Origin of the sequence: Aliiroseovarius sp. Z3 (assembly GCF_029105185.1) — a bacterium.
GTDB lineage: Bacteria > Pseudomonadota > Alphaproteobacteria > Rhodobacterales > Rhodobacteraceae > Aliiroseovarius.
This window is the reverse complement of the sequence record NZ_JAFMZK010000006.1, coordinates 176,826-190,356: the sequence shown is the minus strand read 5'-3', so window position 1 is coordinate 190,356 and position 13,531 is coordinate 176,826. Positions and strand designations below refer to the sequence as shown.

Sequence of the window (13,531 nt, the reverse complement as noted above, 5' to 3'; positions counted from 1 at the left end):
TCAGGCCTCCGCCAGCCCGCGCCCTTTCAACAGCGCCTCCACACCCGGCAAGCGCCCGCGAAATGCGGTGTAAAGGTCTTCGGCATCGACAGAACCACCTTTGGACAAGATGTGGGCCTCTAATCTCTGAGCCATATCAGGGTCAAATGCATCCCCCGTTTCCTTGAACGCCTCGAAGGCATCGGCATCCATCACTTCCGACCACATGTAGCTGTAATAGCCAGACGAATACCCGTCGCCCGCAAACACATGCGCAAAATGTGGCGTCGCATGCCGCATCTTGATGGCCGGGGGCATCCCGATTCGATCCAACGTCGCCTGCTGCGCAGCCATGGCGTCAGCAGGGGCCGGACGATCGTGGAAATCCAGATCAACCAAAGCCGATGACAGGAACTCGACCGTCTGGAAGCCCATATCGTGCGTCGATGCCGCCAGCAGACGTTGCAACAGCTTGCCGGGCATGGGTTGTCCGGTTTCAGCATGGGTAGCGAACTTGCCCAAAACCTCGGGCACTTCCAGCCAGTGTTCGTAAAGCTGGCTGGGCAGCTCGACAAAATCACGCGCAACAGACGTCCCCGAGATCGACGGATAGGTCACATCCGACAGCATCTGGTGCAGGGCGTGCCCGAATTCATGAAACAGCGTGCGTGCATCATCCCATGACAACAGCGCGGCCTGACCCGCTTCGGGCTTGGCAAAGTTGCAGACATTGACGACCACAGGGCGGATGTCACCGGCCAGTTTCTGCTGGCTGCGGATCGCCGAACACCACGCACCGGACCGTTTCGAACCACGGGCGAAATAGTCCCCGATGAACACCGCGACATGCTTGCCATTTCGCGTAACATTCCAAGCACGTGCGTCAGGATGATAGAGAGCCACATCAAGCGGGGCGAATTCCAACCCGAACAGACGGTTTGCAGTGTCAAAAGATGCCTCAATCATCCGGTCCAGTTGCAAGTAGGGTTTGATCTCGGCCTCGTCCAGATCATGTTCGGCTTCGCGGCGCCGTTCCGCGTAATAGTGCCAGTCCCAAGGCTCCAAATCACCGTTGTGACCGTCTGCATGCAGCATTTCTGTCATTTTGGCAGCATCGGCCAAGGCGGCTTTGCGGGCGGGTTCCCACACTTGCATCAACAGATCACGCACCCGATCCGGGTGACCAGCCATCTCGGTTTCCAATTTGAACTGAGCAAAATTTTCATAGCCCAGAAGGCGCGCGCGTTCCTCGCGTAGGCCCAGCGTTTCGGCGGCAATCGCGCGGTTATCAGTCTCACCACCATTCGCCCCGCGTGCAGTGTAGGCCAGATAGGCCGTCTTGCGCAGATCGCGCCGGGGGGAGTGTTGCAGAAATGGTGTGATAACTGACCGCGACAACGTGACGGCCGGACCGTTGCAACCCTTCTCGGCCCCCGCCGCGCGGGCGGCGTTGACGACAAAATCGGGCAACCCCTCAAGATCTTGTTCGGTCAGGGGCATAAACCACGACCGTTCATCCACCAGAAGGTTCTGCGTGAACGCTGTCCCCAGGCTGGCCAGCTTCTGCTGCACCTCTTTCAGGCGCTCTCGACCCGCCCCTTTCAACAGCGCGCCAGAACGCACGAACCGGCGTCGGGTCAGCATCAGCACGCGGGCCTGTTCGTCGGTCAGGTTCAGCGTTTCGCGCGCCTGCCAAAGGGTTTCGACCCGTGCAAACAGCGCTTCATTCATCATCACCTCGGACGAAAACGCCGCCAGACGCGGGGAAAACTTGCGTTGCAGCTCCTCGCGGGCCGGTGTGCTGTCTGCCCCAGCGACGTTATAGAACACGCCCAAAACCTGATCCAGGGCGGCGTCGGACAGCTCCAACGCCTCGATCGTGTTGGCGAAGGTGGGCGCTGCGTCGGTTCCGGCGATCGCGGCGATAGCGGCCCGTGTCTGATCCAGCGCGGCATCGAAGGCGGGTTCGAAATCACCATCCCGGATCGCGTCAAACGGAGGCAGGTTGAACGGGGTGTCCCAGTGGGCCAGCAGCGGATTGGTCATCGGCAAATCTCCTTTGCCAAGAAGCTATGTGGCGCGTGCGACGATTGCTAGAGCGCAAAACAACTTGGGACGTTTGCTAGACTAATAACTGCACCTCACATGGTGACGAAATTGCAATCATACAAAGTTCGCAAACTCCGCGCTGCTTGGTTCAACTTATCGTTTAGCATTTGATCAGCATTGTTGAGTTGTTTCACTGCATCCGAGCCGTTCTTGTTACGTATGGCATCCGCCATTTCGTATGCAGCGTCCTTCAGCGCGACTTCTACTGCACCGCGGAAAAACGATCCGGCTTCTTGCACACGCATGTCGAAGTCTTGTTGGCTCTCTTCCGCGCGACGCACACACTCAAACTGTATTACCTCGCCATCTTTCAAGCCTGGCAGATTCACTGCGACATACTCATTCTTTCCGACGGTCAGAAAGGCAAGCGTTACCAAACACGTGATAGCCAATATGATCGATGCTGCCTGCCACCATTTCATCGCAGAAACCCTATCGCTGCTCTCTTTTGGTCCACCTAGGGAGGAAGCGACCAACCGTCCGCAAACCCCAGTTGCGCGGAAATTATGTGTAACGGGATGGGACTACAAGCCGCTTCTGCTAGCTTTCACCAGTCAATCCTGATCAAGATCGCGGCGAAATGTTTCGCAGTCCAGATCGCCGATCTTTTCGTTCCCAGTTCGGATAAAGCCCACCTTCTCAAGCACACGTTTCGATGCGATATTATCCAGCAAAACACGCGCTTCAAGCGCCCAAACACCCCGGTCACACGCCTCTTGGCAGGCCATCGCAACCGCGCGGGTCGCAATCCCCTGCCCGGTATGGGCTTGGCCGATGCGATAGCCCAGTTGCGCCACGCCACCCTCTAACGCGGTCACGTTCACCCGTCCAACGATCCGCCCATCGACCTTCAACAAGAACATCATCTCGCCTGCCTTTACCTGCTCGCGCACGATGTCCGTCAGAGAGGCAAGGTTCCAGTAGCTGTCCGGGCGAGGGCCAACATGCTTTTCGAACCACGACCGGTTCTCGACCTCGAACGCAAACAGGCTGGGCGCATCGTCAATGCTAAGCGGGGCCAGTTCCAGATCAGGCACAGCAGGGGCATCCATCGCGCCTGAAGGTGCGGATCACCCGCGTCTCGGCATACATCGCGTCATAGATCAGCATCCGCCCACGCAAACCTTTGCCCGCGCCGGTGATTTCCTTGATCGCTTCGGTCGCCATGATGGATCCGATGATACCCGGCAACGGACCGACCACGCCCGCTTCGGAACAATTGGGGGCAAGGCCGGGGGCAGGCGCTTCGGGGAAGATACATTGATAACACGGCGCGCCCGAGGCCGGATCGAAGGTAGAGACCTGCCCTTCCCACTGACTGAGCGCACCGCCGATCATCGGAACGCCCAGTTTCGCGGCGACACGATTGACCAGATAGCGGGTCTCGAGATTATCTGTGCCTTCCAGCACCAGATCATAGTCGCCTATCAGCTCTTCTGCGATGTCTGCAGTCAGACGGCGGTTATAAGGGCGCACCGTGATCGCAGGGTTCTGTGAACGCATTGCAGCCTCGGCGGAAAAGACCTTCGGTGTTCCAATATCAGCGTCGCGATGAATGACCTGCCGTTGCAGGTTCGAATTGTCGACCACGTCATCGTCAATCACACCAATTGTTCCAACCCCGGCGGCAGCCAGATAAAGCAGCACGGGCGAGCCAAGCCCCCCTGCCCCCACGACCAAAACCCGTGCATGTTTCAGGGCCACCTGCCCCGGTCCACCGATTTCGCGCAGCACGATATGGCGGGCATAACGGTTTAGCTCAGTTTCTGAAAAAGGACCGTCATCCGTTTCCGCAACCGGCACTTTCGGCGCTCGCGCCTTCAGCCATGCCAGTCCACGCCCATAAAGCGCACCCAGAGCAATGACGGCAAACAGAACGGCCCATGATGCGAAACTGCCGCCCAGCGCCTGACGTATCTGCGCGTCTTCCGGCAAGACCAAATGGCTCAACAGCACCACCGCGCCCAGAAGTGCCGTCAGCTGCCAACGGCGCGTGACAGACAGGCCACCAAAGGCGCCGCCCACCCAGATCACCGCTGCCCAGATCAGAACCCAGATCACTGCCGCCTCCGATCAGCCACGCCCGGTCGAGCCGAAACCACCCGCGCCGCGGGTGGTATCTGTCAGTTCGTCGACTTGAACATAATCCGCCTGCACCACCGGTGCGATGACGGCCTGCGCGATGCGATCCCCGTGGCCGATGACAAACGGATCAGCGCCCAGATTGATCAGGATCACTCCCAGCGGGCCGCGATAATCGCTGTCGATGGTGCCGGGGGCATTCGCCAAGGTGATACCGTGTTTGGCCGCAAGACCCGAACGCGGGCGGATCTGCATTTCAAAGCCGTCGGGAATCTCAACGCGCAGACCCGTTGGCACGATGCGCCGTTCCATCGGGGCAAGCGTCCAGCCGGTCTTGCGATCCGCATCCGGCAAATTGGCGCGCAGGTCTGCCCCGGCAGACCCAGCGGTTTCGTAGCTGGGAAGCAAAACGTCCGGGTCGGCGTCAGGATCACGCAATACGTTAATGGTGGGCATCACTTATCACCCCCGATTGCTTCGGCAATTCGGGCGGCGAGCTGTCGCGCCACATCATCCTTGCCCATGCGCGGCCAATCATCAGCGCCTTGATCCGATATCAACGTCACCGCGTTTTCAGACCCGCCCATGATACCAGTTTCCGGGCTGACATCATTGGCGACGATCCAGTCACAGCCCTTACGTTTGCGCTTGGCGGTGGCATTGGCAACAACATCATTGGTTTCGGCAGCAAAGCCGACCACCAAAGCAGGGCGACCCTTCTTCATCTGACTGACGGTGGCAAGGATGTCGGGGTTTTCAGCAAACTCCAACACTGGCAAACTGCCTTTCTTGTCCTTTTTAATCTTCTTGTCCGAAGCCGAAGCGACACGCCAATCGGCAACCGCGGCAGCAAACACCGCTGCATCTGCGGGCAGCGCAGCCTGAACGGCCTCCAACATCTGCGCAGCGGTCTGCACTTTGACGACTTTCACCCCGTCAGGTGGCGGCACATCTGCCGGGCCTGTCACAAAGGTCACATCAGCCCCCAACGCCGACAGGGCGCGTGCCAAAGCAGTGCCTTGCGCCCCCGAGGAACGGTTAGCAATGTAGCGCACAGGATCAATTGGTTCATGGGTGGGGCCAGAGGTCACAAGCACATGCTTGCCCTTCAAGGGACCATCCATCAGCGCCGCTTCGACGACGGCAACAATCTCTAACGGTTCGGACATGCGGCCGGGCCCGAACTCACCACATGCCATGGCCCCGTCGGTGGGACCGACGAACAGCACGCCATCGCCCTTCAGGGTTTCGACATTGCGCTGGTTGGCCGGATGTTCCCACATCCGCACATTCATGGCGGGTGCCACCAGCACGCGCTTGTCCGTCGCCATCAAGAGGGTCGAGGCAAGATCGTTCGCCAGCCCCCCCGCCATCTTTCCCAGTAAATCAGCAGTTGCGGGCGCAACAACCACCAGATCGGCGGAGCGGCTGAGTTCGATATGACCCATCTCGGCCTCGTCCGTCAGATCGAACAGGTCAGTATAGACCTTGCGCGCTGCCAGACCGGACGCGGACAAGGGTGTCACAAATTCCTGTCCTGCACGGGTCAGAACCGGAGTCACCTCGGCGCCGCGTTCACGCAGGCGGCGGATCAGGTCCAGCGCCTTGAAGGCCGCGATCCCGCCGCCAATTATCAAAAGAACATGTTTGCCAGCCAGCATAGGCGCCCCCGATTTCGCTTTATCAAACAGTTACGGGACCAGCGCGCATGGATCAATGGGCAGGACGCGCGCCGATCACTTGAATGCGTCGCACGGATCGGGTCGGTCAACACTGGGCGCGTCATAAACAAGGTCAAACGTTCCTTCGGGCGCGTTTCCATCTTCGGCCTGACCCACGCTTATTATGACCAGCTCCGAACGGGCCAGTCGCAGCATGGCCGGCACACCCCAATCCGTCCGCGCATGTCCATTGCCGGTTATGATGACCATGGGCTTTCCAACCTGATCAAGGGCATCCACCGCCGCTTTCGCAAGCGTTGCATCGCGCAGACGCTGCACCTCGATCATGCCGCCCAGCGCAATACGGGGCATGGCTTCGCAATGGGCGAAGAACTGAAGGTCCAACCGTTGGTCATACTGGTCCGTGGGCAGCGGTTGATCCAGTCCGAACAACGCCACATCACCGTCGAAATGCGCGGCGACGCCATCAGTATAGCTCGCCCGCGCCACGTCACGCGGGACGGCAGCGCCGAAGATCTCGGCGTTCGACGCCGTGAAGATCGGCAGATACATCTTGTAGTCCGGCCAGCCTGCCTCCTTCCACGCAGCGCCATAGCCGGGCAGATCTTTCGTCAGCGCCGCAACTTGCTCGGGTGTCAGCATCTCAAGCACCAAAGCCGCTGGTTGCAAAGCGGCGACAATCTGTGCCTGCACGTCGTGATGGGCCGGATTGTCATGGGTTTCGCCAATGATCACCACGTCCGCCGTTGCAAAAAGTGCCAGATCATCCGCGCTTGGCCCGGCATCCAAGGGAAACGCTACAGTCGGGGTCAATAGCGCAAAAAGAAAGGGATACAGTTTCATGGGGCAAAGCTATGTCTGGTTGCACACCACCTCAAGCGCTTTCGCCTTGGCGGACCCGGTGTCGCAGTGCTAGGCAAGCGCCATGACCGTCACGCTTCCCCCCCTTACGCTCGTTCTGGGCGGCGCTGCATCCGGCAAGTCGGACTATGCCGAACGGCTGGTGACCGCGACCGCGCGCGCCATGCTTTATGTCGCAACCGCTCAGGCACATGACACGGAAATGACGGCGAAGATTGCACGTCACCAATCCAGACGCGGCGCTGGCTGGCGCACGATCGAAGCGCCACTGGACGCCACCTCGGCCCTCTGCGCTGCAGGCAATGCCGAGGTCGTCCTGTTCGACTGTGCCACCATGTGGCTGTCTAATCATCTTTTTGCCGAAGCGGACCTGGTAGATGCCGAAGCGCGGCTGTTCACCGCCCTGTCCGGCTGCGCGGCACCTGTTGTCGTCGTCTCGAACGAAGTCGGCGCGGGCATCGTGCCCGAAAACGCACTGGCACGCCGATTTCGACAGGCGCAGGGTGAGTTGAACCAACGGATTGCCCTGCGCGCAGATCTGGTGATCACGGTCATGGCAGGTTTGCCTTTGGTCCTGAAGGGCCGCTTGCCCACGGGTGCGCCATGACCACCCCGGTCACCTGGTGGTGGGTGCGGCACGGCCCAACACACGCAAAAAACATGGTCGGTTGGCGCGATTTGCCAGCGGATTTGTCGAACAAAGCCGCCCTTGAGCGTTTGTCAGATTTCTTACCAGACCAAGCGGCTGTCGTGTCCTCCGACTTGTCCCGCGCCGTTTCAACCGCGGATGCAGTGACGGGCACGCGTCACCGCCTGCCCCATCAGCAATCCCTGCGTGAGTTTAACTTTGGCGACTGGGACGGATTGCATTGGGACGAGGTCGCCACCCGTGACCCCGCCCTGTCCCGCGCGTTTTGGGAAGACCCGGGCGACCATCAAGCCCCGAACGGTGAAAGCTGGAACCAACTTGCCGGGCGGGTCTCGGGCAGCGTCGACCGGATCAACACCAACGGCCATCGCCATGTCATTGCCGTGGCGCATTTCGGCACCATACTGACTCAGATCGCGCGGGCCGGTGGCATGACACCCTACGCCGCTTTGGGACACAAGATCGACAATCTGTCGGTGACTCGGCTGGACTGGGACGGGCGGCTCTGGTCCATTCATTCCATCAATCACCTGCCCTGATCGACATGGTCACAAATGACGATTTGCATGGATCGTGCGCCGCGCTAGGCTTCGCACATGACCTATGATCTTTATATCGGCGACCGCGCATTTTCCAGCTGGTCCTTGCGTGGCTGGTTGATGCTTGAACGCTTTGCTATTCCACACCGCACGCATCTTGTCGGCCTGTATTCGGGGACGATGGCGCAAGATCTTGCACCATTGGCACCTGCGCGGCTGGTGCCCGTGATGCGCATGCCCGAAGGCACCGTTGTGGGCGACACAATCGCCATGGCCGAAACTTTGGCAGAACGTCACCCGGATGCCGGGTTGTGGCCCGCCGACCCTGCCGACCGTGCGACCGCCCGGTGGCTTGTCGCCGAAATGCATTCTGGTTTCACATCTCTGCGTACCGAATGCCCGATGCAGCTATTGGGTCAAGTACTGGGGTTTGTTGCTTCAGAGGGGGTTTTGGATGACCTCGCCCGGATCGAAACCTTGTGGCGTGCCACGCTCGAAAAATCCGGTGGCCCATGGCTGTTTGGGGACTATTCGCTGGCTGATGTATTTTATGCTCCGGTGGCTGCACGTATAGCCGGGTTTGGGTTGCAGGTTTCTGCCACTGCGCAGAAATATGTGGACACCCACCTGGCAGACCCCGCCTTTCGGCGATGGCGCGCGTTGGGGATGACCAAAAGCTATGATCCCGTGCCATATATCGAAGGTCAGCCCATTTCAGACTGGCCCGGCCCGGCCCCGCGCGCGGCGCAGCCGGATGAGGGTCCGTCGGTGAACCTGACGTGCCCCTATTCCGGCGATCCCGTCACTGATTTTCTTCGCATGGACGGCAAGGTTTGGGGCTTTTGCAACCCGACCTGTCGCGATAAGACCATCAACGACCCAGAGGTATGGACGGCCTTCATGGAAATGGTCAACGAACACGACGGTTAACCATTCGGTAACCACAACCTCCTAGTTTCAGATCAGCGAAACATGGGGTCGGTGATGGTTTCTCGGATAAATACGGTCGCATTCGAAGGAATTCGCGCCCGACTTGTCGAGGTGCAATGCGCCCTGTCTCCCGGCTTGCCCAGCTTCTCGATCGTCGGCTTACCGGACAAAGCGGTTTCAGAGGCCCGAGAGCGGGTGCGCGCGGCACTGTCTGCGATGTCAGTCGCCCTGCCGCCGCGCAAGATCGTCATCAACCTGTCCCCTGCCGACATCCCGAAAGAGGGTTCGCATTTCGACCTTCCCATCGCGATGGCACTTTTGGCCGAGGCGGGTATCCTGGCGCGCGAAGACATCGCCGATGTGGTCGCCCTTGGCGAGTTGGCGTTGGACGGCACCCTGCTGCCGGTTGTCGGCGCCCTGCCCGCCGCACTGGCAGCCGCGGAAAAAGATATGTCGATGTTCTGTCCCAGGGATTGCGGGGCCGAGGCTGCCTGGATCGGCGCCACCAAAGTGCATGCCGCACCTTCGCTTGCCGCCGTTTTGCAGCATTTCACCGGACAGACACCCTTGGATGTGGCTGAACCCGGCAAGGTCACAACCGACGTCACCACCAAAGACCTGCGCGATGTCAAAGGGCAGGAACGCGCCAAACGCGCGCTGGAAATTGCCGCCGCTGGGCGCCATCACCTGCTGCTTGTTGGTCCTCCCGGATCAGGCAAATCCATGCTGGCAGCGCGGTTGCCGGGGATTTTGCCACCCATGTTGCCAGCCGAGGCGCTTGAAACTTCGATGATCCATTCGGTGTCGGGCCTGCTGGACGGGGGTGGTATTTCGCAAGACCGCCCCTTTCGCGCACCGCATCACACGGCGTCCATGGCTGCCATCGTGGGTGGGGGGCGCGGTGCAAAACCCGGCGAAATCAGCCTTGCCCATAATGGCGTTCTTTTCATGGACGAATTTCCCGAGTTCAGCCGACAAGTGCTGGAGACCCTGCGCCAGCCGTTGGAAACGGGCGATGTGACCGTCGCGCGGGCCAATGCTCATGTCCGCTATCCCAGTCGATTTCTGCTGATCGCGGCGGCCAACCCTTGCAAATGTGGTCACCTGACGGACCCCAACCGCGCCTGCAACCGCGCACCATTGTGTGGCGAGGACTATATGCAGCGGATTTCCGGCCCCCTGCTGGACCGGTTCGACATGCGGATCGAAGTGCCACCGGTCACGTTTCAGGACCTCGATCTGCCTGCAAATGGCGAGCTGTCAACGACGGTCGCCCAGCGCGTAACAAACGCCCGCGCCATTCAGGCCGAACGCTATGAGGGGCTAAGTGACGTGACAACAAATGCCGACATTGAAGGCAAGACCCTGACCGAGTTCGCCAGCCCGGATCCAGATGGGCGCGATACGCTTCTGAAAGCGTCCGAGCGGTTTGGCCTGTCCGCGCGTGGCTATCATCGTGTGTTACGGGTTGCCCGCACCATCGCCGATCTGGCCGAAGCCCCGAACATCACCCGCAAACACGTGGCCGAGGCGCTTAGCTTTCGCCTTGTATCCCATCGCGAAACTGTCGGGTGATGAATTTAGCCGCGCGCCGCAATGCTTCGCGCGCCTCGGGCACCCAACCATCCAGAATTACCCACACATGCGGCGCATCCGGCCATTCGTCCAGTTCGACGTGACCACCTGCTGCCCGCAAGACCTCTGCCATCCTCAGACTCTCATCGCGCAAGATTTCCGTCGTAGAAAACTGTAAAAGCGCTGGTGGTGGACTGTTAAAGCCATGCAAAACAGGTGAAGCGCGCTCGTCATCCGCCACGTTTGGGCCGAGATAATTGTCGACCACCAAATCGCGTCGTTCGGAGGGCAAAAGCGGGTCTTTGGTCTTGTTGTTCTCGAATGCCGGTGAGGTGAACCGCAAATCCACGATAGGCGAAAAGGCAAAGACCGCACGCGGCGCGGGCAGTCGCCCGTCGATCTGGGCAAGCAGCGAAAAGGTCAGCCCACCTCCGGCACTGTCTCCGCCAACAATGATGTTTTGCGGGTCATATCCATCCGCAATCAATGCTTCATAGGCGGCAATACAATCGTCAAGGGCTGCCGGAAATGGATGTTCGGGTGCCTTGCGATAATCCGGCGCGCAGACCCGCAGGCCGGTCAGCCACGACAGCCGTGCCAGCATCTTGCGATGTGTGTTGGGGGATCCCGCGACAAAGCCCCCGCCATGAAGATATAGGATGACCTTGTCCATCGGCGCGGGATGTGAAACCGGGCGCGTTTCGATCCACAGCGTCTTAAGCGCGCCGCCCAGCTTCGCCTCGCGATACCATGCAAATGGAGGCGCACGAAACATCCAGTTTGCAGCGTGCTCCAACTCATGGCGCGCCCGGGTAACGTCATTCAGATGCCGCAGGCGGGTTTTAACAAACAGACGTCCACATAATTTGGCCGCTGAAAGTTGCCAGCTCACGCCCTGCGTGCCTCGATCGCTTGCCAGATTTTCTCGGCGATATTCACACCGTCAAACCGCTCCAGTTCCTGAATGCCTGTAGGCGAGGTCACGTTGATCTCGGTCAGGTAGTCACCGATCACGTCAATCCCAACGAAAATCTGCCCCTTTTCACGCAGAAGCGGGCCGATCGCAGCACAGATTTCCATATCGCGATCGGTCAACCCGACTTTTTCCGGGCGACCACCGACATGCATGTTCGACCGCGTTTCACCCGCCGCGGGCACGCGATTGATGGCCCCCACAGGCGCGCCGTCCACCAGAATGATACGCTTATCGCCGTTGGACACATCGGGAAGGAACTTCTGCGCGATCAGTGGCTCACGGTTGATGCCCGCAAACAGCTCGTGCAGCGACGCAAGGTTGCGATCATTGGCGTCCAGTCGAAATACCCCGGCCCCGCCATTGCCGTAAAGCGGTTTCAGAATGATATCGCCATGTTCCTCTTTGAAGGATTTCAAGGTTGCGAAATCGCGCGCGATCATCGTCGGTGGGGTCAGATCGGGGAACGCCAGCACCAACAATTTCTCAGGATAGTTCCGCACCCAGAACGGATCGTTCACGACCAGCGTGTCGGGGTGGATCATGTCCAGAATATGCGTTGTGGTGATATAGCCCATGTCAAACGGCGGGTCTTGTCGCAGCCAGACGACGTCAAAATCCTGAAGGTCGACATCCATCTGATCCCCCAAGGAAAAGTGATTGCCCTTTTCGCGGCGCACCGTCAGAGGCCAGCCACGTGCGCAGACCTTCCCTTCCCGGTAACTCAGTTGATCCGGCGTATAGTAGAACAGCGAGTGACCCCGCGCCTGTGCCTCTTCCGCGATCCGAAACGAGCTGTCCGCGTCAATATCAATGTGATCGATCGGATCCATTTGAATGGCGACTTTCAGCGACATGGCGCACTCCCTTTTTCAACTTCCCTTACATGGGACAGCGGGCGCCAATGCGCAATGGGCTTCAATAGGCCAATGCATTCTCGATGATCTGCGTCGCCCCCTGGGCATCGACCAACGCCACATCAAACCGGCAGGGCGTCAACTGTCCCCTTGGTTCATTTTCCAGATACTCGCAGGCCGTGGCATGAATGCGTTCAAGTTGCGCCGGGGTGATCCGCTGGGCGGCACGTAGAAAATCGCGGGATTTCTTGACCTCGACAAACACCACCGTGTCGCCGTCGCGGGCAATCAAATCAACCTCGCCGTATTGGCCACGCCATCGGCGCGCTTCGACCATTTGCCCCCTGCGATCATAGTCGGTCGCAATCGTGTCTTCAGCGGCGTGCCCTGACAAATAGGAGGCAAGCCCGCTCATCCCTGACGCCCAAGATTCAGCGCCGCCTGATAAACCTTGCGACGTGGCAGACCCAAAGCATGGGACACCGCGTTGACGGCATCTTTCATCGACATATCGGCCATGGCTTTCACCAGCATATCCTCCATCGCGCCGTCGTCTTGCGCGTCGTGGGCTCGATCCAGCACAAAAACAACCTCTCCCTTGATCGGGTTTTCGGTCAATTGTTCCGCCAGTTCGGCCACCGTTCCGCGCTTCACCTCTTCAAACTTCTTGGTCAGCTCGCGGCACACCGCCGCCTGACGCATATTCGCCCCAGAGGAGCACAATTCCGTTAACAGCTTCTGAATACGCTTGGCACTTTCAAAGAAAACCAGCGTTGCTGGAAGGGGCAGCAGCTCGGCAAGCCACGTTGCCCGTGCGCCCTTGGCCGCAGGTGGAAACCCGGCGAACAGGAACCTGTCAGTCGGCAACCCGGACAGGCTAAGCGCGGCGAGCGTGGCAGAAGCCCCCGGCAGCGCCGTCACGTAGTGCCCGCGCTCGGCCAGGTCCCGCGCGAGCGCATAACCCGGATCGGCGATCAGGGGGCTTCCGGCCTCGCTTGCATATGCGACGGATTTGCCCTCAGTGATCAGCTTTACGATGCCCGCGCGCGCCGCGTCGCCGGAGTGGTCGTGGTAAGGGATCAGCTTGCGTCCATTCAAGGCTATTCCGTGAATATCCATCAGCTTACGCGTCGTGCGGGTGTCTTCCGCCGCGATCACATCAGCCGACGCCAAAACGTCCAGCGCCCGAAGCGTGATGTCACGCGCGTTACCGATGGGGGTCGCCACAAGATAGAGGCCCGGATCAAGCTGGGTGTTTTGGGGTTTCACACTGGACCTGTCGATTGTTGAGTCTA

15 protein-coding genes are annotated in these 13,531 nt (G+C 59.7%); 4 read left to right on the top strand and 11 right to left on the bottom strand.

What is annotated here, in order from left to right; all coding sequences use genetic code 11:
- The 7 genes from J3R80_RS12450 to J3R80_RS12420 form a co-directional block, all read right to left on the bottom strand.
- Entirely contained in the window at positions 1–2,025 is a 2,025-nt protein-coding gene (locus J3R80_RS12450) for a M3 family metallopeptidase (protein ID WP_275394108.1), read from the bottom strand.
- 95 nt (positions 2,026–2,120) lie between these two features.
- Positions 2,121–2,510: a hypothetical protein gene (locus J3R80_RS12445; RefSeq protein ID WP_275394107.1), complete on the bottom strand. Its 390-nt coding sequence runs from the start codon at positions 2,508–2,510 to the stop codon at positions 2,121–2,123.
- Between the two features lie 132 nt (positions 2,511–2,642).
- Entirely contained in the window at positions 2,643–3,140 is a 498-nt protein-coding gene (locus J3R80_RS12440) for a GNAT family N-acetyltransferase (protein ID WP_275394106.1), read from the bottom strand.
- The gene (gene moeB / locus J3R80_RS12435; RefSeq protein WP_275394105.1) at positions 3,118–4,149 is read right to left on the bottom strand and encodes a molybdopterin-synthase adenylyltransferase MoeB; all 1,032 of its coding nucleotides are present in this window, start codon (positions 4,147–4,149) and stop codon (positions 3,118–3,120) included. The genes J3R80_RS12440 and moeB overlap by 23 nt, the downstream gene beginning before the upstream one ends.
- A 12-nt stretch (positions 4,150–4,161) precedes the next feature.
- Positions 4,162–4,629 (bottom strand): dUTP diphosphatase, encoded by a 468-nt coding sequence (gene dut, locus J3R80_RS12430; protein WP_275394104.1) that lies wholly within the window; start codon positions 4,627–4,629, stop codon positions 4,162–4,164.
- Complete coding sequence (coaBC, locus tag J3R80_RS12425; protein WP_275394103.1) at positions 4,626–5,831, bottom strand: bifunctional phosphopantothenoylcysteine decarboxylase/phosphopantothenate--cysteine ligase CoaBC; 1,206 nt, start codon at positions 5,829–5,831, stop codon at positions 4,626–4,628. The genes dut and coaBC overlap by 4 nt, the downstream gene beginning before the upstream one ends.
- A 75-nt stretch (positions 5,832–5,906) precedes the next feature.
- Entirely contained in the window at positions 5,907–6,695 is a 789-nt protein-coding gene (locus J3R80_RS12420; protein ID WP_275394102.1) for a ChaN family lipoprotein, read from the bottom strand.
- Between the two features lie 82 nt (positions 6,696–6,777).
- On the opposite strand from J3R80_RS12420, the gene cobU reads away from it, so the two are divergent.
- The 4 genes from cobU to J3R80_RS12400 are packed head-to-tail and all read left to right on the top strand — an operon-like array spanning position 6,778 to position 10,406.
- Positions 6,778–7,320, top strand: a complete 543-nt coding sequence (gene cobU / locus J3R80_RS12415) for a bifunctional adenosylcobinamide kinase/adenosylcobinamide-phosphate guanylyltransferase (protein ID WP_275394101.1) — start codon at positions 6,778–6,780, stop codon at positions 7,318–7,320.
- On the top strand, positions 7,317–7,901 hold the full coding sequence (locus tag J3R80_RS12410; RefSeq protein ID WP_275394100.1) for a histidine phosphatase family protein: 585 nt from the start codon (positions 7,317–7,319) through the stop codon (positions 7,899–7,901). The genes cobU and J3R80_RS12410 overlap by 4 nt, the downstream gene beginning before the upstream one ends.
- Positions 7,902–7,958: 57 nt before the next feature.
- The gene (locus J3R80_RS12405) at positions 7,959–8,831 is read left to right on the top strand and encodes a glutathione S-transferase (RefSeq protein ID WP_275394099.1); all 873 of its coding nucleotides are present in this window, start codon (positions 7,959–7,961) and stop codon (positions 8,829–8,831) included.
- 54 nt (positions 8,832–8,885) lie between these two features.
- On the top strand, positions 8,886–10,406 hold the full coding sequence (locus J3R80_RS12400) for a YifB family Mg chelatase-like AAA ATPase (RefSeq protein WP_275394098.1): 1,521 nt from the start codon (positions 8,886–8,888) through the stop codon (positions 10,404–10,406).
- On the opposite strand, the gene J3R80_RS12395 is transcribed toward J3R80_RS12400, so the two are convergent.
- From J3R80_RS12395 to rsmI, 4 genes are all read right to left on the bottom strand, one after another.
- Entirely contained in the window at positions 10,366–11,298 is a 933-nt protein-coding gene (locus J3R80_RS12395; RefSeq protein WP_275394097.1) for an alpha/beta hydrolase, read from the bottom strand. The two genes, J3R80_RS12400 and J3R80_RS12395, sit on opposite strands and share 41 nt — an antisense overlap.
- Positions 11,295–12,236: a glutathione synthase gene (gshB, locus tag J3R80_RS12390; RefSeq protein WP_275394096.1), complete on the bottom strand. Its 942-nt coding sequence runs from the start codon at positions 12,234–12,236 to the stop codon at positions 11,295–11,297. Before gshB ends, J3R80_RS12395 begins: the two co-directional genes overlap by 4 nt.
- A 61-nt stretch (positions 12,237–12,297) precedes the next feature.
- A complete protein-coding gene (locus J3R80_RS12385; RefSeq protein WP_275394095.1) occupies positions 12,298–12,651 on the bottom strand; it encodes a YraN family protein in 354 nt (117 codons plus the stop codon).
- Positions 12,648–13,505, bottom strand: coding sequence for a 16S rRNA (cytidine(1402)-2'-O)-methyltransferase (gene rsmI, locus J3R80_RS12380; protein WP_275394094.1), 858 nt, complete (start codon positions 13,503–13,505; stop codon positions 12,648–12,650). Before rsmI ends, J3R80_RS12385 begins: the two co-directional genes overlap by 4 nt.
- Positions 13,506–13,531 lie beyond the last annotated feature (26 nt).